The organism is Nonomuraea sp. ATR24 (genome assembly GCF_041950485.1).
GTDB classification, from domain to species: Bacteria; Actinomycetota; Actinomycetes; order Streptosporangiales; family Streptosporangiaceae; genus Nonomuraea; species Nonomuraea ceibae.
The window spans coordinates 97,525-120,189 of the sequence record NZ_JBGNUU010000022.1 but is presented as its reverse complement, the minus strand read 5'-3'; the positions used below and the strand labels follow the sequence as shown (position 1 = coordinate 120,189).

The following is a 22,665-nucleotide window of genomic DNA, read 5'->3' as shown; positions in this document are numbered from 1 at the left end:
TCGAGATATGTATCTCGATGTCAAGACAGTACACTCATGCCATGACGCACGATGCGCAGGACGAGGTCGACAGGCTCGTCGCGGCGTGGCGGGCCGAACGCCCCGACCTCGACGTCGAACCGCTCCAGGTGCTCTCGCGGGTGTCCAGGCTGGCCAAGCACCTCGACCGGGCCCGGCGGGCCGCCTTCGGCGAACACGACCTCGAACCCTGGGAGTTCGACGTGCTCACCGCCCTCCGGCGCGCCGGCAAGCCGTACGAGCTCAGCCCCGGCGCCCTCCTGCGCGCCACCCTCGTCACCTCCGGCACCATGACCAACCGCATCGACCGCCTCGCCCAGGCCGGCCTCGTCCGCCGCCGCCCCGACCCCGAGGACCGGCGCGGCGTCCTCGTCTCCCTCACCGACACCGGGCTCGCCCGCGTCGACGCCGCCTTCTCCGACCTGCTGCGGCGCGAGCACGAGCTCCTGTCCTCCCTCGCCCCGGACGACCAGCGAACCCTCGCCGCCCTCCTCCGCACCCTCCTCGCGCCCTTCGACAGCTGACCCCCGGCTGATCTCCACGCCCCTTCCCTCACACGGGGGCGGCCCGCACAGGCCACCCGGCACGGAATGCCCAGGGGGCAGGCCACCCACGCGCCCGAAAGGCCCTGTCGCACCCCCGAACCCCGGTCACCTTTGATGCCCGCGTACGGAGTGCACCCGGGGTGGGGTCGGCGGTGTCAGTCGCCCAGGCGGTCGGCGAGTTCGAGCCACTCCGCCTCGACGGTCTCCTTCTGGGCGTGCAGGTCACGGAGCTGGGCGTCGAGGGAGCCGAGCTTGGCGTAGTCGCTGGCCGCGTCGGCCATCGCGGCATGCAGCTTGGCCTCCTGGCCGCTGAGCTTGTCGAGCTGCCGTTCGAGGCGGTTGAGCTCCTTGCGCAGCTCGCGCTCCTCCTTGGCCGAGAGGCCGGAGACCTCGCCGGTCGGAGGCGCGGGCTGGGCCGCCGAGTTGGCCGACTGGGCGGCGGGCTGCCCGGCGGGGGTGCCGGCGACGCGAGCCGTCACGGCGGTGCCGGCGGCGCGGCGTTCGAGGTATTCGTCCACCCCGCCCGGCAGGAACGACAGCCGGCCGTCGCCGAGCAGCGCCACGCACCGGTCGGTGACCCGCTCCAGGAAGTAGCGGTCGTGCGTGACCAGGATCAGCGTGCCGGGCCAGGCGTCGAGCAGGTCCTCCAGCTCGTTCAGCGTCTCGATGTCGAGGTCGTTGGTCGGCTCGTCGAGCAGCAGCACGTTCGGGTCGTCCATGAGCAGGCGCAGCAACTGCAGCCGCCTGCGCTCGCCACCGGACAGGTCGCCGACGACCTTCCACTGCGCCTCGCCCTTGAACCCGAGGCGTTCGAGCAGCTGGGAGGCCGTCCACTCCTTCTTGCCGACCTGGATGTACTTGCGCACCGACTCGACCGTCTCCAGGACCCGCCGCGTGGGGTCGAGCTCGGCGAGCTCCTGCGACAGGTGCGCGAGGCGTACGGTCTTGCCGCGCACCACCCGTCCCGAGTCGGGCTTGATCGTGTCGGCGAGCAGGCGCAGCACCGACGACTTGCCGGACCCGTTGACGCCGATCAGGCCGATGCGGTCGCCGGGGCCGAACTGCCAGGTGCAGTCATCGAGCACCAGCGGGCCCGCGCCGGGACCGCCGGCGTGCAGCGTGACGTCCTCGAGGTCGTACACGGTCTTGCCGAGACGCGCGGCGGCGAAGCGCATCAGCTCGACGGTCTCGCGCGGCGGCGGCTCGTTCGCGATCAGCGCCTGCGCCGCCTCGATCCGGAACTTCGGCTTGGACGTACGCGCGGGCGGGCCACGACGCAGCCAGGCGATCTCCTTGCGCATGAGGTTCTGGCGGCGCTCCTCGGCGGCCTGGGCGATGCGCGCCCGCTCGGCCTTGGCCAGCACGTACGCGGCATATCCGCCCTCGTAGCGCTCCACCCGGCCGTCGACGACCTCCCACGTACGGGTGGACACCGCGTCGAGGAACCAGCGGTCGTGCGTGACCACCACCAGCGCGCCCTTCCGGCCCGCCAGATGGGCGGCCAGCCAGGCGATCGCCTCGATGTCGAGGTGGTTGGTCGGCTCGTCCAGCATGATCAGGTCATGCTCGCCGATCAGCAGCCGGGCCAGCGCCGTACGCCTGCGCTCGCCGCCCGACAGGTCGCCCGCCTTGGCGTCGAGGTCGAGGTCGCCGATCAGGTTGCCGAGGATCTCGCGGACCCGCTGGTCGCCCGCCCACTCGTGCTCGGCCAGCTCGCCCAGCACGGTCTCGCGCACGCTGTGTGACGGGTCGAGCAGGTCCTGCTGCGACAGGAAGCCGACGCGCAGGCCCCGCGTGTGCGTCACGCGCCCGCTGTCGGGCCGGACGTCTCCGGCGATCACGCTCAGCAGCGTGGTCTTGCCACCGCCGTTGCGGCCCACGACACCGATGCGCTCACCCATCTCGACCCCGAGGGAGACGTCGCTGAGCAGCGGCTTGGGCCCGTAGGCGTGGGAGACTGACTCGAGATTGACCAGGTTCATCGTTCTCCAAGCGTATCGGCTCACGGAGAGCACGAAACTCCCCCCAGTGGGCCGACGACCCACCGCATCCGCCTTCAGCCCCGCACATACGCCTGCCCCGACGTGAACGCCCCCGCCCCCGGGCCCGGGCCCGCCGAACCGCAACACCAGACACCCCCGCGCGCCCACGCCCCCGCACACCCGGAGGCCCGGAGGCCCGGAGGCCCCGAGGCCCCGAGGCCCGCGCGAGTACACCCCACGCCCGCACACCCATGCACCCGTACGCCTGTGCGCCTGTGCGCCCACACGCTCGTGCAGTCGCACACTCGCACGACCGTACGCCGTCGGGTGATCGCCCCGCCGGTCCCCACGTGCAGCCAGAACGGGCAGGCCGAGCGGGGAGGCCGAGCGGGCAGGCCAGCCGCGCAGCCCCAACGCGCGGCCTCAACGTGCGGCCCGGGCGGGCGGGCGGGGGTTTCGGCTGGGGGTTAGAGGAGGGTGGCGCCGGGGGCGGGGCCGGAGGTGGGGATGGCGGTGTAGGTGCCTTCGGTCTGGGCCAGGGCTTGGGCCAGGCGGGTTGCGTGGGCGGCGTCGGCGGCGAGGAAGGCGCAGGTGGGGCCGGAGCCGGAGACCAGGGCGGCCAGGGCGCCGGCGGCGCGGCCCGCGGCCAGGGTGGCGGCCAGGGAGGGGCGCAGCGCCAGGGCGGCGGGCTGGAGGTCGTTGGCGAGGTGGAGGGCGAGGCCGTGCGGGTCGCCGGTGCGCAGGGCCTCCATGAGGTCGGGGTCGACCTCCGGCCAGGGGATCTTCGACGACGTGGCGGCGCGGAGGCGGTCGCACTCGGCGTAGACCGTGGGGGTCGACAGGCCGCCGTCGGCGATCGCGAAGGCCCAGTGGAAGGCGCCGCGGGTGGTGAGCGGGGCGAGGCGTTCGCCCCGGCCGGTGCCGACGGCGGTGCCGCCCATGAGGGCGAACGGCACGTCGCTGCCCAGGTCGGCGCCGATCTCCATGAGGTCTTCGCGCGGCAGGCCGAGGCCCCACAGCTCGTTGCAGGCCAGCAGCGCCCCGGCCGCGTCGGCGCTGCCGCCCGCCATGCCGCCCGCCACCGGGATGGCCTTGCGGATGACGAGGTCGACGCCGTAGGTGCGGCCCGCGTGCTTGGCGAGGGCGCGGGCGGCGCGGACGGCGAGGTTGCTGTCGTCGACCGGGACCCGGTCGGCCCATTCGCCGGTCACCGAGACGCCGATGGTCTCCGACTCGCTGGCCACCACCTCGTCGAAGATCGAGACGGCGTGGAAGACGTTGACGAGGTCGTGGTAGCCGTCATCCCGGAGCGGGCCGACGGAAAGCTGCACGTTGACCTTGGCGGGCACCCGTACGGTCACCGAACTCATGGATTCTGCCGCCACTTTCACTGCCGACGGGGCGAGGACACTCGATGGTAGCGGGACCGGGGGCGTGGGAAGGCGTCGTCCGGGATTCGGGGGCTGTGGAAGGGCGTCCTCGCAGGTCGAGGGTGCGGCCTCGCCCGCGCGGGCGGGGGGTGTGGCGGCTGGCGCTGGGCGGGATGATGGGGCGGTTCGCGATGTTTGTGGGAGGGGTGGGGGTCATGGGTGAAGTGACCGTTGTCGAGGTGCCGCAGTGGCGGGGGTCCGGGGCGCCGACGGCGGAACGGCTGCGTGAGGGGGCGCGGTTGCTGGCCGGGATGGTCCCGGCCGGCACGCGGGTGCGGGTGGACGTGGTGGACGACGATCTGGCCGTGACCGCCGGGCGGGTGCGGACGGCCCTCGCCTCGGCGGAGGGATCCGGGCTGGTGGTGGTCGTGGGGGGTGATTGCGGGGTGGAGCTGGCGCCGGTCGAGGCGGCGCTGCGGGAGTACGGCGAGCGGCTGGTGGTGGTGTGGTTCGACGCGCACGGTGACCTGAACACTCCTGATTCGTCGCCGTCGGGGACGTATCACGGGATGGTGCTGCGGGCGCTCACCGGGGAGGGGCCGGTGGGGCTCGTGGCGGCGCCACCGCTGGACCCGGGGCGGATCGTGCTCGCGGGGGTGCGGGATCTGGACGCCGGGGAGGCGGAGTTCGTCCGGGCGGCAGGCGTGGGGCACGTGCGGGGGGCCGACGTGGGTGCGCTGCTCGACGCCGTCGAGGCAGCCGGCCGGGCGGACGGCGGGCAGGACGGCGGGGAAGGCGTCGGGGCGGGCAGCGGAGGGGACGGGGCGGCGGGCAAGGTGGTGTACGTGCATGTGGACCTCGATGTGCTGGAACCGGGGGTGTTCGGGAGCGTCGGGGCGCCGGTGCCCGGCGGGTTGCTGCCCGAGGAGCTGCTGGGCATGGTGCGGGCGCTCGCGGAGCGGCACCCGGTGGCCGGGCTGGGGATCACCGAGTACGAGCCCGCGCGGGAGGAGGACCGGGAGCTGCTGGCGCCCCTGGTGAAGGCGCTGGTCGAGACCTGCGCCGGGCGGGGGGCGGGTCAGCCCGGGCGGACGGCGCCCCGGTAGGTGGCGCGGAAGTAGGGGTTGTCGAGGAAGCGGGTCGTCCTGACCACGTCGCCGGTCTTCGGGGCGTGCACCATGACGCCGCCGCGTACGTAGAGGCCCACGTGGGTGGGGTCGCCGGAGCCGCCGCCGAAGAAGACCAGGTCACCCTGGCGCAGGGCCGTCAGCGGGACGCGGCGGCCCTGGCGGAACTGGGCGCCCGTGTAGTGGCCGAGCCGGACGCCCGCGCGGGCCCAGGAATACAGAGTCAGGCCGCTGCAGTCGAAGCCGACCGTGGACGCGCCTCTGCCGATGCCCCGGGTGGGGCCGGACGGGGAGCCGCCGCCCCAGGAGAAGGGGGTGCCGAGCCGGGCCAGGGCGGCGGCCGCGGCGACGGCGCCCTTGGTGGTGGGGGCGCCGGGTTTCAGGCGGATGACCGCGCAGGCGACGGCGGCGGACGCGGGGCACGGGTCTCCCGGCGCGGACGCCGCTGCCGGAGACATGGGGAGGGCGAGCGCGGCGGTGAGGGCAGCTCCGGACACAGCGGCGGGGATGGTCTGGTGGACGGTCATGGTCGGCCTCCTGTCGTTGAAACGGGAGGCCCCAGGATCGTCCGGTGAACCCGGGCGTCATCGACCCGAACCAGGTTCTGTGGACAACTCGGCGCACGACGCCTGGAGGCTGTGGACGGAGGCTAAGGACGGTGCTCGGCGATCCGGGCGAACGCCTCGACGTCGAGCTGTTCGCCCCGGGCCGAAGGGTCCACGCCTGCCGCGCGCAGCGCCGCCTCCGCCTGCGGCGGGCTGCCCGCCCAGCCGGCCAGGGCCGCGCGGAGCGTCTTGCGGCGCTGGGCGAAGGCCGCGTCGATCACCGCGAACACCTCTTCCCGCGACGCCGTGGTGGACGGCGGTTCGCGGCGCGTGAGGGAGACCAGGCCGGAATCCACGTTCGGCACCGGCCAGAACACCGAGCGCCCCACCGGCCCGGCCCGCCGCACGTCGGCGTACCAGGCCGCCTTGACCGACGGCACCCCGTACACCTTGGAGCCCGGCGCGGCGGCGAGCCGGTCGGCGACCTCCAGTTGCACCATGACCAGCCCCTTGCGCAGCGAGGGCAGCACCTCCAGCAGGTGGAGCACCACCGGGACGGCCACGTTGTAGGGCAGGTTGGCGACCAGCGCGGTCGGGGCGTGTCCGGCGAGGTCGGCTTCGGTGATCTTCATGGCGTCGGCGCCCACGACGGTGAGCTTGTCCGAGAGGTCGCGTTCGGCGACGGTGAGCGGAAGCTGCCCGGCCAGGACCGGGTCGATCTCGACGGCCACCACGTGACGGGCCTCGGGCAGCAGCGCGAGCGTGAGGGAGCCGAGGCCGGGACCCACCTCGATGACCACGTCGTCGGCCGTCACCTCGGCCACGCGGACGATCCGCCGGACGGTCCCCGCGTCGATCACGAAGTTCTGGCCTAGCTTTTTGGTGGGCCGCAGATCTAGCTTGTTCGCCAAAATACGTATTTCTGCGGGGCCCAGCAGCCTCATCATCCATACAGTCTCCCGCATCGAAGAACCTGCGATGGCGAACGGGGGCCGGTGAGGGGAGGATGGGTGGAACAGGAAGGGACGTCCCTCATGGAGCCAACGGGCGCCGCCCCGCTTCGCCCCACGGATCTGCGGGAGATCGGACCGTACCGGCTGCTCGGGCGGCTCGGCGAAGGCGGCATGGGGACCGTGTTCCTCGCCCGGGCGCCGACGGGGCGGTTCGTGGCCGTCAAGGTGGTCAAGGCCGAGTTCGCCAACCAGGAGGGGTTCGCGGCCCGGTTCCACGCGGAGGTCGACAACGCGCGTCGCGTCGCGTCGTTCTGCACGGCCCAGGTGCTGGACAACGGCGACACCGGCGACGGCAGGCCGTACATGGTGACCGAGTACATCGCCGGCACCCCGCTCTCCGACCAGATCGCCACGTACGGCGCCCTGGACCCCGGGCCGCTGCACGGCGTGGCGCTGGGCGTGGCGGCGGCGCTGGCCGCGATCCACGTCGCCGAGCTGGTGCACCGCGACCTCAAGCCGGCGAACGTCATCCTGTCGCTGTCGGGGCCCCGGGTGATCGACTTCGGGATCGCGCGGGCGCTCGACCGGGAGACCGGGTTCACGCTCTCCGGTGAGCTGCTGGGCAGCCCGGGGTGGTGGGCGCCGGAGCAGGTGCGCGGGCAGAGCGTGACCCCGGCGGCGGACATCTTCGCGTGGGGGTGCCTGGTCGCGTACGCGGGCAACGGGCGGCATCCGTTCGGGCGGGGCGACCCGATCACGCTCGCCACCCGGGTCCTGCACCTGCAGCCGGACCTGGGGGTGCTGCCCGCGCCGCTGGACGAGCTGGTACGGCGCGCGACCGACATGGAGCCCACGCAGCGTCCCACGGCGCAGGAGCTGGTGCTCGCCCTGGTCGGAGGGGCCGCGCCGACGTCGGCGAACCCGCCCACACTGGTCGCGACCGAGGTGCTGAGCGACTGGCGGGCGCCGCAGAACGTGGTGGACGAACCGGACATCACGGCCACCTTCACGACGCCCCCGCCCGGCGACACGACCGCCGTACGGCCCGCCGCGCCCGACCCTCCGAAGAAGGAAGCCGCCCACCACACGCTGCCGCCTCCCGACAGCGCCACCGACCCCGGGCACCAGCGGCCTCGCGGCACGCGGTGGCTGATCGCCGGCGCGGCGGCCCTGCTGGCCATCGCCGTCACCGGCGCGGTGCTGATCGCGACCTCCGGCCGCGACGGGGGCGTCCCGGGGGCGAGCGCGTCGCCGGTGGCCGCCGGGCAGCCCGCCGGGGACGTGGGCCGCCGGTTCACGCTGGGCGCGGGGTTCGACGACCCGATGCTGATCGTGCCGAGCGCGCCCGAGTGCGGCCTCAAGGAGTACGACGGCCGGACGCAGACGCAGGGCCAGCTCTGCGTGCTGCGCTGGACCGTGCTGAACCCCGGCGGCACGTCACGCGAGCTCGGCGACCCGGCCGTGACGCTCCGCGACGACCAGGGCGGCAGCCACGGCCCGCTGGAGGGCGGGCCGCCGGTGGCGGCGCTCGGGCCGGGTGACCGGATCGACGGCGTGTTCGTGTTCGACCTGCCGCTCTACCGCAAGCCGGTGGCGCTGTCGGCGACGATGCTCAAGGACGGCGACCAGATCGAGGTCAGGCTGTGAAGATCCTGCTGGTTCTCTTGCTGGCGCTGAGCCCGCTGTCCGTCCAGGCGACCGGGTCGGCGTGCGGCGGGGCCGCCGACTTCGACGGCGACGGGGTGGACGACGTGGCGGTGGGCGACCCGTTCGCGGACGACCGGCGCGGCGCCGCGTACGTGATCTCGGGCGACAAGGTCGTCCCGGTCGAGGTGCCGGGGCTGGCGGAGGGCGACGGGTTCGGCTGGTCGGTGGCGCTGGCCAAGGTCGACGGCGACGCCTGCGCCGACCTGGTCGTGGGCGCCCCTTACACGGATGTGGCGGGCAGTGCCGACGCGGGCGCCGCGTACGTGATTCGCGGCGGCGGGGCGGCGGCGCCACAGCGGCTGGTGGCGCAAGGGCCGCAGCGCGGCGCGCGGCTCGGCTGGTCGCTGGCGGCCCGGGACGACCTGGTGGCGATCGGCGCGCCGTACGAGGACGACGGGACGCTCGCCGACGCGGGCGCCGTCTACGTCCGCAAGGGCGCCGGAGCGCTGCGCCGGATCAGCCAGCAGTCGGTGGACGTGCGGGGCAACAGCGAGGTGGGTGATCAGTTCGGCTGGTCGCTGGCGATGGGGCCGGGCAACGGCCTGGTGGTCGGCGTGCCGTACGAGAACGACGACGGCGCGGGCCGGCAGGTGGCCGAGGGCAAGGTCGACTCGGGCTCGGTGGTGGTCGTCGCGGACGCGCTGGCGGCGCGGCTGTCCACGGTCAAGCTCGACTCCCCCACCGGCGCCTCGGGTGACCGCTACGGCTACGCGGTGGCGTGGGTGGATGGCGCCGGGCCGGCCGTGGGGGCTCCGGGGGCGGGGTACGTGCAGCTCTACGACGAGAAGCTGGCCCCGAAGGTCCAGGTGCGGCAGGGCGGCGGGGAGGCGTTCGGGTTCGCGCTGGCCGCCTCGGACGACGGCAGGCTGGCGATCGGCGCCCCGTACGGCGGCGAGGTGCGCGTGGTCGACGCCGCCGACGGCGCCGACGACCGGCGGTTCGCGCCGGCCGGCGGGCTGACCGGCTGGGCGCTGGCCTTCAGCGGCAACAAGCTGTACGCGGGCCGGCCGGACGCGGCCCCGTACGGCTCGGTGTCGGTCGCCGCGCGCAACGCCGACGGCCTGCGCGCGGTCCAGCCTCGGAAGGGGGCCGACTTCGGCGTCTCACTGGCCGGTTGAGGCGCTGGCCGACGAGACGGCAGGCGTGCCGAACAGGTGCGCCCCGCAGTTCGGCCACTGGCCCTCCCACTTGCCGGCGACCTTCTGGTAGAGCAGTTGCGCCCGGTACGTCTGCTCCTCGGCGGGCCAGGCGTGCGGCATGCCGGTGCCGCCGACGAGCTGCCACATCGGCAGGCTGAACTGGTAGAGCCCGTAGTAGGGCCCGTGCAGGTTGACGGCCTTGGGGTTGCCGCGTGACTCGCAGTGGGCCAGCGCCGCCCAGTTGAGCCGCATGACCTCCAGCCCGACGGGCACGGTGCGCGGCGGCAGCACGGTGATCACGGTGCCCTCCGCCGGGAACGTGTGCGCGGCGGGCCGCACCTGCTGGCCTGGCTGGAGCGGGATCCCGCTCTGCCGGAGCGCTTCGCGCACGGTCCTGGCGGTGGTGCGGGTCTGGCGGGTGCTGCCGTTGGCGAACACGTACACGGTGCGCTTGGTGTAGACGGTCAGCGACATGCCGGTCAGCGGCACGTGGCGGTGGCGCGGCGCCGACAGGCGGCCGGCCGGGATGTCGAGTTCGGCCAGCGCGCCGCGCACGGTGGTGGCGGTGACGACCCGCCGCGTGGTGCGGCCGTCGACCGTCAGCGTGATCGGCCTGGCGCGCCGGATCTCGATGCGGGCGCCGTCGATGACCTGCGCATGGGCGGCGGGACGTACGACGTCGTCCCTGCCGAGCTTGACTCCCTGGTCGCCGAGCAGTTCGAGGACCGAGGAGGCGAAGCTCCGCACGGCCCTCGGCTCGCCGTCGACCACCAGCACCACGTCCTTGGCCAGGCTGCCGATGACCGCGATGGCGGTCACGGTCACCACGCCCGCCAGGCACACCACAGGCGTCCACGGCGAGCGCCAGGGGATCTTGGGACGCGGGGCACGCCGCTTTCCTCGCACGGGCGACCTCCGGTTGAGCTTCCGGCGCCCGACGGTAGTGACGGCGGAACCTCCGCCGCCGCGGCTTCACCGAATCATGGCTACCACTCGCCGAAGACCGTGATTCCGTTGGCGCTGATGGTCTCGCACAGCGCGTCAGGATGGACGCCCTTGACCTCGGCGAGGCAGCGCAGCGTGATCGGGATGAGGTAGGGCGCGTTGGGCTTGCCCCGGTGCGGGACCGGCGGCAGGTAGGGGGCGTCGGTCTCGACGAGCATCAGCTCGGCGGGCGCTACCTGCGCGGCCTCGCGCAGGTAGCCGGCGTTCTTGTACGTGACCGGCCCGGAGAAGGACATGAAATATCCGGCGTCGGCGCATTTCTTGGCCATGTCGGCGTCGCCGGAGAAGCTGTGGAACACCACCACCGGCGGCGGCCCTGCCTCCGCGAGCACCTTCAGCACGTCGTCGTGCGCCTCGCGGTCGTGGATGACCAGCGCCTTGCCGGTGCGCCTGGCGATCTCGACGTGCGCGCGGAAGCTCGCGTGCTGATCCTCCTTGGACGCCCAGTCGCGGTAGTAGTCGAGCCCGGTCTCCCCCACGGCCCGCACCTCGGGCCGCCCGGCCAGCGCCTCGATCTCGGCCAGCACCTCGGGAGTCGCGTCGTGGGCCTCGTTCGGGTGCACCGCGACCCCGGCGTAGACGCCCTCGTGCGCGGCGGCCACCTCGGCGTTCCACCGCGACGACGGCAGGTCGTAGCCGATCGTCACCAGCCGGGTGACGCCCACGGCGCGGGCGTCGTCGAGGATGCTCCGCACGCTCGCCTCGGCGGCCTGCGCGGCCAGCGCCACGGGGTCGCCGGACGACGCCTGCCGGTCGCCCACCATGATGTCGAGGTGGCAGTGGCTGTCGAACACCTGCGCGGACAGCGGCTCCGGGGCGGCGGGAATCTTGCTCACGCCTCCTAAGGTAGCTTCCATGCGTTTCGGCATCCTCGGCAGCACCCGCGCGTGGCGCGCGGACGGCTCCGAGGTGGCGCTCGGCGGCCCGGCCCGGCGCGCGCTGCTGGCCTGCCTGCTGCTCACCCCGGGCCAGGTCGTGCCGCGCGAGCGGCTGATCGACGTCCTGTACGGGGACCGCCCGCCGGGCGACGTGCGGCACGCGCTGCAGTCGCAGGTGTCGAGGCTGCGGCGCGACGGCGTGGCGGTGGAGCTGTCGGCCGCCGGCTACCTGCTGGCCGTCGCCCCCGACGACGTGGACGCCCACCGCTTCCTGCGCCTGGCCGCCGAGGGGCGTGACGCCCTGCCGGGCGATCCAGGGCTGTCGGCGAGGCTGCTGCGGGAGGCGCTGGCGCTCTGGCGCGGGCCGGCCGTGGCCGACCTCGATCCCGCGTTCGGCGCGGCGCTGGAGGAGCGCCGTCTGGAGGCGCTGGAGGACCGGATCGAGGCCGACCTGCTGCGGGGCCGCGCGCGTGAGGTGATCCCGGAGCTGGGCGAGCTGATCGACCGCCACCCGCTGCGCGAGCGGCTGCGCGGGCAGCTCATGCGCGCCCTCCAGGCCGAGGGCAGGCAGGCCGAGGCGCTGGTGGCGTTCGAGCGGGCCCGGCGGGTGCTGGCCGACGAGCTCGGCGCCGACCCGTCGCCCGCCCTGACCGGCCTGCACCGGTCGCTGCTCCACGGCGAGCCCGCGCCCGCCGGGCCTGCCCTGCCCGCCCCGCTGACCAGCTTCGTCGGGCGCGAGCGTGACGTCGCGGCGGTGCGGTCGCTGCTCGGCGGGGCGAGGCTGGTGACGCTGCTCGGCCCGGGAGGCGCGGGCAAGACCCGGCTGGCGGTGGAGGTCGCCCGGCCGTACGGGGACGTGTGCCTGGCGGCGCTGGCCCCGGTGGCGGGCGGCGGCGCGATCCCGCGCACGGTGCTCGCCGCGCTCGGCGTCCGCGAGAACGGGCTGCTCGGCCCGGTGCGGCCGGGCGGCGCCGCCGACGAGACCCGCCTGGTCCAGGTGATCGGCGAGCGGGCGTTACTGCTCGTGCTCGACAACTGCGAGCACCTGGTCGGCGAGGCCGCCGCGCTGGCCGAGCGGCTGCTGGCGGCCTGTCCCGGCCTGCGGGTGCTGGCCACCAGCCGCGAGCCGCTGAACGTCACGGGCGAGCACCTGTGGCCGGTGCGCCCCCTCGCCCCGGACGACGCCGTCAGGCTGTTCGCCGATCGGGCGTCGGCGGTCCGGCCGGGGTTCGCGGCCGGTGAGGCGGTGGCGCGGATCTGCGCCACGCTGGACGGGCTGCCGCTGGCGATCGAGCTGGCCGCGGCCCGCACCCGTACGCACGAGCCCGCGGAGCTCGCCGGGCGGCTCGCCCACGACGACCGGTTCCGCCTGCTGTCGCGGGGCAGCCGCACCGCCGACGCCCGCCACCGGACGCTGCGTGCCGTGGTCGCCTGGAGCTGGGACCTGCTCACCGCCGGCGAGCAGGCGATGGCCCGCCGGCTGACGGTCTTCCCCGGCGGGGCGACGGCCTCGGCGGCGACCCGGGTGTGCGCGCTGCCGGGGGCGGAGGAGCTGCTCGACTCGCTGGCGGACAAGTCGTTCGTGGAGGTCTCCGGCGGCCGCTACCGGATGCTGGAGACCATCCGCGCCTTCTGCGCCGAACACCTCGCCGCAGAGGAGCCCGCCGTACGCCGCGCGCACGCGGAGCACTTCCTGGCCCTGGCCGAGGAGTCCGACGCCCACCTGCGGCGCGAGGGGCAGCTCGACCGGCTGGAGCGGCTGGCCGCCGAGCACGACAACCTGATGGCGGCCCTGGGCTGGGCCGTCGAGGCGGGCGAGGTGGCGACCGGGATGCATCTGCTGGGGGCGATGTCGTCCTATCTGTGGATGCGCGGCATGCGGAGCGCCGCCGCCGGGCCGGCGCTCGCGCTGCTGGAGGCCGCCGGTGACGTGCCCGACCCCGAGCTGGGCGACGACTACGTGCTGTGCCTGCTGACGGCGGTGAGCGGCGGCCTCACCCCGGCCGTCCGCGAGCCGTGGACCCGGGCGGCCGAGACGCTGGTGGCCCGCGGCGAGCGGGGGCGGCGCCGGCCGTTGCTGGCGTTCCTGTGGCCGATGGTCACCGCCGGGGGCGACCACCCGCAGGTCACGATCCAGGTGATCCGGCAGGCCGCCGCCAGCCCCGACCCGTGGGAGCGGGCCGTCTCCGGGCTGGTGTGGGCCTACCCGCAGATGGCGGAGGCCGACTTCGGCGCGGCCGAGCGCGGGCTGGACGCGGCGCTGGCCGGCTTCCGTGCGCTGGGCGACCGGTGGGGGGCGGCGCTGGTGCTCGACGCGCTCGCCTGGATGGCGAGCGTGCGCGGCGACGACGCCACGGCGCTGGCCCGCGTCGAGGAGGCGGTGGCGCTGGCCGAACGGCTGGGGGCCGCCGAGGACCTGGCCGACCTGCTGTGCAACCGGGGCGACTACCGCATCCGCCACGACCTTGCCGGCGCCAGGGCCGACTACGAGCGGGCCGCCGAGGTGGCGCGGCGGGTCGGGCTGCCCACGTACGTCGGCACGGCGCTGCGCGGGCTCGGCGACGCCGCCTACCAGGAGGGCGACCTGGCCGGGGCGCGCGGCCTCTACGAGCAGGCGGTGCGGCTGGCCGACCCGCAGTGGCTCAAGAGCTCGGGCAGCAGGGCGCGGCTGCTGGTGGGCATGGGCAGGCTCGCGCGGGCCGAGGGCGACCTCGCGGCGGCCAGGGCCGCGTTCGTGCAGGCCGTGGAGGTGTCGCTGACGGTGGGGGCGATCCCCGAGTGCGCCCGGCCGATCGAGGCGCTGGCCGTGCTGGAGACGTACGCCACCGTCCCGGACGCCGGGCGGGCCGCGAGACTGCTGGGGGTCGCGGCCGGGGTCCGCGGCGCCGAGTCCGCCGACCCCGAGGTGACGCGCGCCGCCGCGGCCGTGCGCGACCTGCTCGGCGAGCCTGAGTACGCGCGCGTCAGGGGCGAGGGCGCGGGCCTGGGCATCGCCGAGGCGTGCCTGCTCGCCGGGGTCGCCCCGGAGGCCGTGGCGGCCTCACCCCTGCGCTCGACCAGCCGCTGAGGCCGGTGACTCACCGGTGAGCGGCCGGTGAGCGCCGCCGGGCAGGCTCGGCCGCATGGACATCCTGATCTCCGGCGCGAGCGTCGCCGGCCCCGCCCTCGCCTTCTGGCTCACCCGCCACGGCCACCGCGCCACGATCGTCGAACGCGCGCCCGCCCTGCGCGCGGGCGGCTACGCCGTCGACTTCCGGGGCGAGGCGCACCTGACGGTGCTGCGCCGGATGGGCCTGCTCGACGCCGTCGAACGCGAACGGACCCGGATGGGCGCCACCTGGAACGTCAACGAGGCGGGCAGGAAGCTGACCCGCATGCCCGAGGACCTGTTCGCCGGGGACGTGGAGATCCTGCGCGGCGACCTGGCCGCGATCCTGCACGAGGCGACCAGGGACGACACCGAGTACGTGTTCGGCGACTCCATCACCTCGATCTCCAAGGCCGGGGAGGTGACGTTCGAGAGCGGCGCGGCGCGGCGGTTCGACCTGGTGATCGGAGCCGACGGCCTGCACTCCAACGTGCGGGCGCTGACGTTCGGCCCGGAGCGGAGCCTCGTCCACCACCTGGGCCTCTACTGCGCGGTGTTCACCCTGGACAACTACCTGGGGCTCGACCACAGCGGCCTGGCCTACAACGTGCCCGGCCGGACGGTCGGCGTCTACAGCGCCAGGCACAACGCCGAGGCCAAGGCCATGTTCTGGTTCGCCTCGCAGCCGCTGGAGCATGACCGGCGGGACGTGGCCGCGCAACGGCGGCTGCTGGCCGACTCCTACGCCGGCGTCGGCTGGGAGACGCCCCGGCTGCTGGCCGCGATGGACGGGGCGCCCGACTTCTACTTCGACTCCGCGAGCCAGGTCAAGCTGGACCGCTGGTCACGGGGTCGGGTGGCGCTGCTCGGCGACGCCGCCTGGTGCCCGTCGCCGCTGTCGGGCATGGGCACCGGGCTGGCCGTCGTCGGCGCGTACGTGCTGGCGGGCGAGATCGCCGCGGCCGGGGCCGACCACCGGGCCGCGTTCGCCCGCTATGAGCAGGTCATGCGCGGCTACGCCACCGCCTGCCAGAAGTCCGGCGAGGGCGTCAGCAAGTTCATGGTGCCCGACAGCAAGCTCATGGCCTGGCTGGTCAACCAGAACTACAAGCTGCTGCCCTACATGCCGTGGAAGAAGGCGATCGCCAGGTCGGTGCGGAAGACGGCCGAGGCCGTCTCCCTGCCCGACTACGGCGTCACTCGCCCAGCCGCGCGAGCTCCTCGTCCACGACCTTAGGGTCGAGCTTCTTGAACAGCGGCACCGGCGGCGCGAGCGGGGTGCCCGGCTTGATCGGCCGGTGCTCCCAGCGGGCGGCGCCGTCGTAGTCGCCGGTGATGATCGGGTAGGACTGGCCGCCGTCCTCGTCGACCTCGCGGATCTCCGGCATGCCGGACCAGACGCCCTGGCCGCCCAGCATGGCGTGGACCTTGTTGGACGAGCTCGGCAGGAACGGCGTCAGCATCGTCTTGGCGTCGTCGACCACCTGGAGGGCGACGTGCAGGATCGACTTCTGCCGCTCCGGGTCGTCCTTGAGCTTCCACGGCTCCTGCTCGGCCAGGTATTTGTTGGCCTCGCGGACCACGTCGAGCGCCTCGGTGATGGCGTTCTTGAACCGGGAGCGGCCCAGCTCGGCGCCCACCGGGGCGAACGCGCCGCGCGAGCGCTCCAGCAGCGCCCGGTCGGCGTCGGTCAGGTCGCCGGCCTCGGGCACCACGCCGAAGTTCTTCGACGCCATGGAGATCGACCGGTTGACCAGGTTGCCCCACGCGGCGACCAGCTCGCCGTTGTTGCGGTTGACGAACTCCTGCCAGGTGAAGTCGGTGTCCTGGTTCTCGGGCCCGGCCACGGCGATGTAGTAGCGCAGCGCGTCGGCGTCGTAGCGGGCCAGGAAGTCGCGCACGTAGATGACGACCTGGCGGGAGGAGGAGAACTTCCTGCCCTCCATCGTCAGGAACTCGCTGGAGACCACCTCGGACGGCACGTCGAGCTTGCCGAGCTCGCCCGGGCGGCCGTCGCGGGCGCCGATGCCGCTGTAGCCGAACAGCATCGCCGGCCAGATCTCGGCGTGGAAGACGATGTTGTCCTTGCCCATGAAGTAGTAGCCGCGCGCGTCGGGGTTCTGCCACCACTGGCGCCAGGCGTCGGGGTCGCCGGAGCGCCTGGCCCACTCGATGGAGGCCGACAGGTAGCCGATGACCGCGTCGAACCACACGTACAGCCGCTTGTTGGGCTGGTCGCGCCAGCCGTCGAGCGGGATGGGCACGCCCCAGTCGAGGTCGCGGCTGATCGCCCGCGGCTGCAGGTCGCCGAGCAGGTTGAGGGCGAACTTGAGCACGTTGGGCCGCCACTCGCCCTGCTTGGACTGCAGGTAGGTGCCGAGCACCTCGGCGAAGGCGGGCAGGTCGAGCATGAAGTGCTCGGTCTCGGCGAAGACCGGGGTCTCGCCGTTGATGCGGCTGACCGGGTTGATCAGGTCGATCGGGTCGAGCTGGTTGCCGCAGTTGTCGCACTGGTCGCCGCGCGCGCCGTCGTAGCCGCAGATGGGGCAGGTGCCCTCGATGTAGCGGTCGGGCAGGGTGCGCCCGGTCGACGGGGAGATGGCGCCCATCGTGGTCTTGGGGAAGATGTAGCCGTTGTCGTAGAGACCCTTGAAGATCTGCTGCGTGACGGCATAGTGGTTCTTCGTCGTCGTGCGGGTGAACAGGTCGTAGGACAGCCCCAGCCCGGTCAGGTCCTCGGCGATGACGCGGTTGTAGCGGTCGGCCAGCTCCCTGGCCGTGACGCCTTCCTTGTCGGCCTGCACCTGGATCGGGGTGCCGTGCTCGTCGGTGCCGGAGACCATCAGCACCTTGTTGCCCGCCATCCGCTGGTAGCGGCTGAAGATGTCGGACGGCACGCCGAACCCGGAGACGTGCCCGATGTGGCGGGGGCCGTTAGCGTACGGCCACGCGACGGCGGTCAGAATGTGCTGGGACATGGGTCCAAGCCTACGGGCCGACGCCGCGCGCCTCGAACGAATTGCTAGCGCGAGGTTGCCGAAGTTTCCTCACGTGTGACGGCCTCGGCGGCCTCTTCGGCGGCCTTCGCGGCGACGTCGATGGACGACTCGCGGGTGCGGCGGATGCCGAGGATGCTGATGAACAGCGAGGCGAAGATCGTCTGGAAGCTCATGATGAGCGCCGTCGCCGACGGCACGACCAGGCGCAGCGACTCGCGCGGGTCGAGCTCGCCGAAGTCGCGCACCTGCCAGTGGACCAGCGAGGCCACCAGGCCGACCAGACCGGCCAGGGCCAGCAGGCCGCCGACGATCAGGCCCTTCTCCAGGCTGACGATGTCGATGAGCCTGCGCACCCGGGACGACTCAGGCAGGAAGCCCTCCTCGGCCGCGTAGACCTTGGTGAACAGCGCGAACAGGGCCGCCTGGAAGCCGATCACCACCGCGGCCGACGCGCCGACCAGCGTGTCGACGTCGAAGGCCAGCTCGCCGATCTCGACCGGCCCGAACGTCAGCGCGGTGCCCGCGACCAGCCCCAGCACCATGAGCAGGATGCCCGGGTAGAAGAACAGCCACTTGGGGCTGTAGAGCAGCAGGAAGCGCAGGTGACGCCAGCCGTCGCGCCAGGAGCGCAGGTGGGGCGGGCGGGAGCGGCCGTCGGGCGAGAGCGTGGTCGGCACCTCGCGCACGTCGAGCCCCGACAGCGTCGAGCGCACCACCATCTCGCTGGCGAACTCCATGCCCCCGGTCTGCAGGTGCAGCTTGAGGATGGAGTCGCGGCGGAAGCCGCGCAGCCCGCAGTGGAAGTCGCCGATCGCCGACGGGAAGAACAGCCGGCCGATGAACGAGAGCACCGGGTTGCCCAGGTAGCGATGCAGCGGCGGCATCGCGCCCGGGGCGATGCCTCCCTTGAACCGGTTGCCCATCACGAGGTCGGCGCCGTCGCGCAACTGCTCGACGAACGGGAGCAACGAGGTGAAGTCGTAGGAGTCGTCGGCGTCGCCCATGATCACGTAGCGGCCGCGCGCGGCGCGGATGCCACCCATCAGGGCGTTGCCGTAGCCCTTCTCGTCCACGTGGACGACGCGGGCGCCGGCGTCACGGGCGAGCTGCTGCGAGCCGTCCGTGCTGCCGTTGTCGGCGATCAGGACCTCGCCCTCGATGCCGTGCTCCTCCATGCACGCCAGTGCCTTGCGCACACAGACTTCCACGGTCTCCGCCTCGTTGAGGCAGGGCATGACCACCGTCAGTTCCACGTCTCAACCCTTCAGTTAAGGCTCTTCCAGCACACCATCATGCCGTGTGCCCGTCCATGGTCGGGGCAAGTCACCGAAACGACTGGCATTCTTTACAGCATGGTGAGCGTCGCGGAGATTACCCCTGTGGACCACTCCGCCCCAGGCCGGACGGCTCGTGCGCGGGCTTTCCTGGGCCGTCATCGGGTGTTCGCCGCAGCGTTCGCCGCGGGTGCGGTGCTGCGGCTGATCACCATGCTCGGCTACGGCCCGGCGATGTGGTTCAACGACTCCTACGAGTACGTGTCGGTGGCGCTGCACCCCCGGCCGCACCCGATCCGGCCCGACGGCTACGGGTTCTGGCTGCTGCTGCTCAAGCCGTTCCACAGCTTCACGCTGGTGACGCTGACCCAGCACCTGATGGGCCTGGCCACGGCGGCGCTGATCTACGCGCTGCTGCGGCGCAAGTTCGCGCTGCCGAAGTGGGGGGCGACGCTGGCCGCCGCGCCGGTGCTGTTCGACGCCTACCAGATCCAGCTCGAACAGCTGATCATGTCGGACTCCATGTTCACGCTGCTGGTCGTGGGCGTGATCACGCTCGTCCTGTGGAACCGGCGCATGTCGTGGAAGGTCGGCGCGGTCGTCGGGCTGCTGCTGGCGCTGACCTGGCTGACGCGCTCGATCGGGCTGCCGATCCTCGCGCTCGTCGTGCTCTACCTGCTGGTCAAGCGGACCGGGTGGAAGCCGGTCGCGGCCGTGGTGACGGCCTGCGCGGTGCCGGTCGCCGCCTACATGGGGTGGTTCGCGGCAAGTTTCGGCAAATTCGCGATGACCAACAGCGACGGCCTCATCCTCTACATGCGCACCGCGATCTTCGCCGACTGCGACAAGATGAACATCGACCCCTACAAGGAGGTCGAGCTCGTCCTGCTGTGCATCAACGACCCGGTGCACGAACGCAAGGACTACGCGCAGTGGTATCTGTGGGGCCAGGGCAGCGGCGACGGCGAGGGCACCGGCGAGGTGCTGCACCGCTGGGGCACCGGCAAGAAGTTCACCGACGTCACCAACGAGGCGGCCAGCGCGTTCGCCATGCGGGCGATCATGTCGCAGCCCGGCGACTACCTGGGCGTGGTGGCGCGCGACTTCCTGCGCTCCTTCCACTGGGGCCGGCCGGTCTTCCCCGACGCCGCGACCTACAACATGTACGAGTTCAAGCCCTACTACGAGCTCGACAGCACCGGCAATCCCAAGCGGCTGCCCAACTGGCCGTCCTACCAGGGCTGGACCCACACCGACGCGTTCGCCTACGAGCAGGGGCCGCCCGAGACCAAGATCGTCTCGCCCTGGGCCGACATCATGAGCGGCTACCAGAAGGTGTTCTACCTGCGCGGCATCATGCTCGCCGGGATCATGCTGATCGGCCTCTACGGCATCGCGGTGCGCTGGCGGACGCTGGGCGGGCCGGTGGTGCTGCCGTGGCTGGGCGCGTTCGGGCTGCTGCTGGCTCCGGCGGCGACGGCCGAGTTCGACTACCGCTACGTCCTGCCCGCCGTGCCGCTGGCCTGCATCGCGGCGGCGATCACGCTGCGGCGGGGCGTCACTTGGGCGCCGTCTTCACCCAGGAGTCGACGAGCATCCGCGACCACCACTCCGCCTGCGTGATCGTCTCGGCCGACAGCACCGGATAGAGCCAGCCGAAGTTGATCAGGACGATGAGCGCGAACGCCCCCACGGCCGCGGCCCCGGCCGCCCGCCGCGCCGGGGCGGCGTCCGCCCTGCCGAGCGCGAGCCCGGCGACGAGGGTGACCGCCAGGACCATGAACGGCACCAGCGGGATCATGTAGAACAGGTACATCGTCCGGTTCTGCGCCAGCGCGTAGTAGAACCAGGGCAGCCAGCCCGCCGCGTAGGCCAGCAGCACGGCCCCGGCCCGCCAGTCGCGGCTGGAGACGTACCAGGCGATGAGGCCGAGCAGCGCCAGCGCGGAGCCGTACCAGAGGGCGGGGGTGCCGACGCCGAGCACGGCCTGCGAGCAGGCGTCGGAGCCGCACGCGGACGGCGGGATGCCGGTCGGGTAGTGGAACGACACCGGCCTGAACAGCAGCGGCCACGTCCACGGCTCGGACATGTACGGGTGATAGTCGGTCAGCCCGGTGTGGTAGCCGAGCACCTGGAACTGGTACTCCAGCCACGACCGGGCCGAGTCGACGACGAAGAACAGCGGCCCGGACGACGTGGCCTGCTCCCAGTTGCGCCCCCAGCCGTTGTCGGTGACGAACCAGGTCGTCCACGACAGCACGTACGTGATCGCGGGCACGGCGGCGAGCGCGGCCAGCCAGCGGGGCCCGTCGAGCGCGAGGGTCTCCCGGTACGGCTGCCGCATGCCGACGGCGCGGCGGGCGCCCAGGTCCCACAGGAGGGACATGACGGCGAAGGCGATCAGGAAGAAGATCCCCGACCACTTCACCGCGCACGCCGCGCCCAGGCACACCCCGGCGGCGACGCGCCAGGGCCGCCAGCCGAGCGACGGCCCCGGACCGCCCTCGTACCAGCCGACGAGCCTCTCCCTGGCCCGGTCGCGGTCGACCACCAGGCAGGCGAAGGCGGCGAGCACCCAGAACATCAGGAAGATGTCGAGCAGCGCGGTACGCGAGAGCACGAAGTGCAGCCCGTCCAAGGCGAGCAGCAGACCGGCGAAGCAGCCCAGCAGCGTCGAGCGGGTCATCCGCCGCGCCACCCGCGCCAGGATCAGGATCGACAGCGTCCCCACCAGCGCCGCCGCGAACCGCCAGCCGAACGGCGTCATGCCGAACAGCCATTCGCCCACCGCGATCATCCACTTGCCGAGCGGCGGGTGGGCCACGTAGAGGGCGCACTCGTGGGCGTCGGCGCACTGCTTGAAGATGTCCAGGTTGCCGGTGATCAGCCGCTCGTCGGCGACGGGGTCCTTGGCTGTGCCCAGCATCGCGCGCTCCGCCCCGTACTTGAGCAGCGCGTACGCGTCCTTGATGTAGTACGTCTCGTCGAAGACGACCGCGTGCGGCTCGCCGAGCCGGAAGAAGCGGAGGATCCCGCCGAAGACCGCCACGAGGACCGGGCCCAGCCAGCCCCACAGCGGGCCCTCCTGCATCGGCGGGACCAGGCGCTGCCGCGAAACCCCCCAGTTCTTCACGATCCGCACACTATGGCGTCGTGGATCTTCTGTGAACCGCGTCATAAAGCTCGCGTTTGGGCACGCCCGCGCCCTTGGCCACGTCCGCGACGGCGGCCTTGGCCGGCTCCCCGGCGGCCACCCGGCGGTCCACCTCGGCCACGAGCGCGTCGATGTCCGGCGGCCCGTCGTCGGGCGTGAACCCGGCGACCACGACCGTGATCTCGCCCTTCACGCCGTCCGCCGCCCAGGCCGCCAGCTCGCCCAGGCCGCCGCGGCGGACCTCCTCGTAGGTCTTCGTCAGCTCGCGGCAGACCGCCGCCTGCCGGTCGTCGCCGAACGCGGCGGCCATCGCCGCCAGCGAGTCGTCCAGCCGGTGCGGCGCCTCGAAGAACACCATCGTGCGCTCCTCGCGCGCCAGCGCGGCCAGGCGGCGGGCCCGGTCGCCGGCCTTGCGCGGCGGGAAGCCCTCGAAGCAGAACCGGTCACTCGGCAGCCCCGAGACGGCCAGCGCCGTCGTGACGGCGCTCGGCCCCGGCAGCGCGGTCACCGTGACGCCCGCGTCGACCGCCAGCCTGGTCAGCCGGTAGCCGGGATCGGAGACGCCCGGCATGCCCGCGTCGGTGATCACCACGACGGTGCGGCCGTCCTTGAGCGTCTCGACGAGCTCCTGCGCGCGGCCCGCCTCGTTGGCGTCGTAGTAGGACACGACCCGGCCGCCGATCTCCACCCCCAGCTCACCGGCCAGCCTGCGCAGCCTGCGGGTGTCCTCCGCGGCCACCACGTCGGCGCTCTCCAGCACCTCGCGCAGCCGCGGCGAGACGTCGCCCGCCTGACCTATCGGGGCCCCTGCCAGCACCAACCTGCCCTGTCGTGTCACCCGACCATTGTGACAGGGCACCCGGATTGCCCCGTGTTTCTTG

The 22,665-nt window shown here is 73.2% G+C and carries 17 protein-coding genes; 7 read left to right on the top strand and 10 right to left on the bottom strand.

The genetic code is table 11. From position 1 onward, the window contains the following. Window positions 1–41: 41 nt before the first annotated feature. Window positions 42–542, top strand: a complete 501-nt coding sequence (locus tag ACBI99_RS37525) for a MarR family winged helix-turn-helix transcriptional regulator (RefSeq protein WP_219500316.1) — start codon at window positions 42–44, stop codon at window positions 540–542. A 176-nt stretch (window positions 543–718) separates the two neighbouring features. Here ACBI99_RS37525 and ACBI99_RS37520 read toward each other — a convergent pair whose 3' ends face one another. Beyond that, window positions 719–2,545: an ABC-F family ATP-binding cassette domain-containing protein gene (locus tag ACBI99_RS37520; protein WP_375074653.1), complete on the bottom strand. Its 1,827-nt coding sequence runs from the start codon at window positions 2,543–2,545 to the stop codon at window positions 719–721. A 467-nt stretch (window positions 2,546–3,012) separates the two neighbouring features. Next, a complete protein-coding gene (locus ACBI99_RS37515) occupies window positions 3,013–3,915 on the bottom strand; it encodes a 4-(cytidine 5'-diphospho)-2-C-methyl-D-erythritol kinase (RefSeq protein ID WP_219500313.1) in 903 nt (300 codons plus the stop codon). Window positions 3,916–4,130: 215 nt separating this feature from the next. Between ACBI99_RS37515 and ACBI99_RS37510 the strand changes: the two genes are divergently transcribed. Beyond that, window positions 4,131–5,021: an arginase family protein gene (locus tag ACBI99_RS37510; protein ID WP_375074652.1), complete on the top strand. Its 891-nt coding sequence runs from the start codon at window positions 4,131–4,133 to the stop codon at window positions 5,019–5,021. On the opposite strand, the gene ACBI99_RS37505 is transcribed toward ACBI99_RS37510, so the two are convergent. Beyond that, window positions 4,994–5,569 (bottom strand): NlpC/P60 family protein, encoded by a 576-nt coding sequence (locus ACBI99_RS37505; protein WP_357586210.1) that lies wholly within the window; start codon window positions 5,567–5,569, stop codon window positions 4,994–4,996. The two genes, ACBI99_RS37510 and ACBI99_RS37505, sit on opposite strands and share 28 nt — an antisense overlap. Before the next feature lie 122 nt (window positions 5,570–5,691). Then, window positions 5,692–6,531 carry a 16S rRNA (adenine(1518)-N(6)/adenine(1519)-N(6))-dimethyltransferase RsmA gene (rsmA, locus tag ACBI99_RS37500; RefSeq protein ID WP_219500392.1) on the bottom strand — a complete coding sequence of 280 codons (840 nt, stop codon included), beginning with the start codon at window positions 6,529–6,531 and terminating at the stop codon, window positions 5,692–5,694. Window positions 6,532–6,621: 90 nt separating this feature from the next. On the opposite strand from rsmA, the gene ACBI99_RS37495 reads away from it, so the two are divergent. Both ACBI99_RS37495 and ACBI99_RS37490 read left to right on the top strand, forming a co-directional pair. Then, complete coding sequence (locus tag ACBI99_RS37495; RefSeq protein WP_219500306.1) at window positions 6,622–8,187, top strand: serine/threonine-protein kinase; 1,566 nt, start codon at window positions 6,622–6,624, stop codon at window positions 8,185–8,187. Then, window positions 8,184–9,365 (top strand): hypothetical protein, encoded by a 1,182-nt coding sequence (locus ACBI99_RS37490; protein WP_375074651.1) that lies wholly within the window; start codon window positions 8,184–8,186, stop codon window positions 9,363–9,365. Before ACBI99_RS37495 ends, ACBI99_RS37490 begins: the two co-directional genes overlap by 4 nt. On the opposite strand, the gene ACBI99_RS37485 is transcribed toward ACBI99_RS37490, so the two are convergent. Then, entirely contained in the window at window positions 9,351–10,292 is a 942-nt protein-coding gene (locus tag ACBI99_RS37485; protein WP_219500301.1) for a resuscitation-promoting factor, read from the bottom strand. The genes ACBI99_RS37490 and ACBI99_RS37485 overlap by 15 nt on opposite strands. A gap of 80 nt (window positions 10,293–10,372) precedes the next feature. Beyond that, a complete protein-coding gene (locus ACBI99_RS37480) occupies window positions 10,373–11,248 on the bottom strand; it encodes a TatD family hydrolase (RefSeq protein ID WP_219500298.1) in 876 nt (291 codons plus the stop codon). Between ACBI99_RS37480 and ACBI99_RS37475 the strand changes: the two genes are divergently transcribed. Then, on the top strand, window positions 11,247–14,336 hold the full coding sequence (locus ACBI99_RS37475; RefSeq protein ID WP_375074650.1) for a BTAD domain-containing putative transcriptional regulator: 3,090 nt from the start codon (window positions 11,247–11,249) through the stop codon (window positions 14,334–14,336). The genes ACBI99_RS37480 and ACBI99_RS37475 overlap by 2 nt on opposite strands. Before the next feature lie 55 nt (window positions 14,337–14,391). Then, window positions 14,392–15,594: an FAD-dependent monooxygenase gene (locus ACBI99_RS37470; RefSeq protein WP_375074649.1), complete on the top strand. Its 1,203-nt coding sequence runs from the start codon at window positions 14,392–14,394 to the stop codon at window positions 15,592–15,594. Here the strand turns inward: ACBI99_RS37470 and metG are convergent. Further along, on the bottom strand, window positions 15,554–17,335 hold the full coding sequence (metG, locus tag ACBI99_RS37465; RefSeq protein WP_357586204.1) for a methionine--tRNA ligase: 1,782 nt from the start codon (window positions 17,333–17,335) through the stop codon (window positions 15,554–15,556). The two genes, ACBI99_RS37470 and metG, sit on opposite strands and share 41 nt — an antisense overlap. A 44-nt stretch (window positions 17,336–17,379) precedes the next feature. Further along, window positions 17,380–18,609 carry a glycosyltransferase gene (locus ACBI99_RS37460; protein ID WP_219500291.1) on the bottom strand — a complete coding sequence of 410 codons (1,230 nt, stop codon included), beginning with the start codon at window positions 18,607–18,609 and terminating at the stop codon, window positions 17,380–17,382. A gap of 186 nt (window positions 18,610–18,795) precedes the next feature. Here ACBI99_RS37460 and ACBI99_RS37455 point away from each other — a divergent pair, with 186 nt between their 5' ends. Beyond that, window positions 18,796–20,253, top strand: coding sequence for a hypothetical protein (locus tag ACBI99_RS37455; RefSeq protein ID WP_308125608.1), 1,458 nt, complete (start codon window positions 18,796–18,798; stop codon window positions 20,251–20,253). Here the strand turns inward: ACBI99_RS37455 and ACBI99_RS37450 are convergent. Next, window positions 20,189–21,763 (bottom strand): phospholipid carrier-dependent glycosyltransferase, encoded by a 1,575-nt coding sequence (locus tag ACBI99_RS37450; protein ID WP_357586202.1) that lies wholly within the window; start codon window positions 21,761–21,763, stop codon window positions 20,189–20,191. The two genes, ACBI99_RS37455 and ACBI99_RS37450, sit on opposite strands and share 65 nt — an antisense overlap. Before the next feature lie 10 nt (window positions 21,764–21,773). Continuing rightward, window positions 21,774–22,622, bottom strand: a complete 849-nt coding sequence (rsmI, locus tag ACBI99_RS37445; protein WP_375074648.1) for a 16S rRNA (cytidine(1402)-2'-O)-methyltransferase — start codon at window positions 22,620–22,622, stop codon at window positions 21,774–21,776. Window positions 22,623–22,665: the final 43 nt, after the last annotated feature.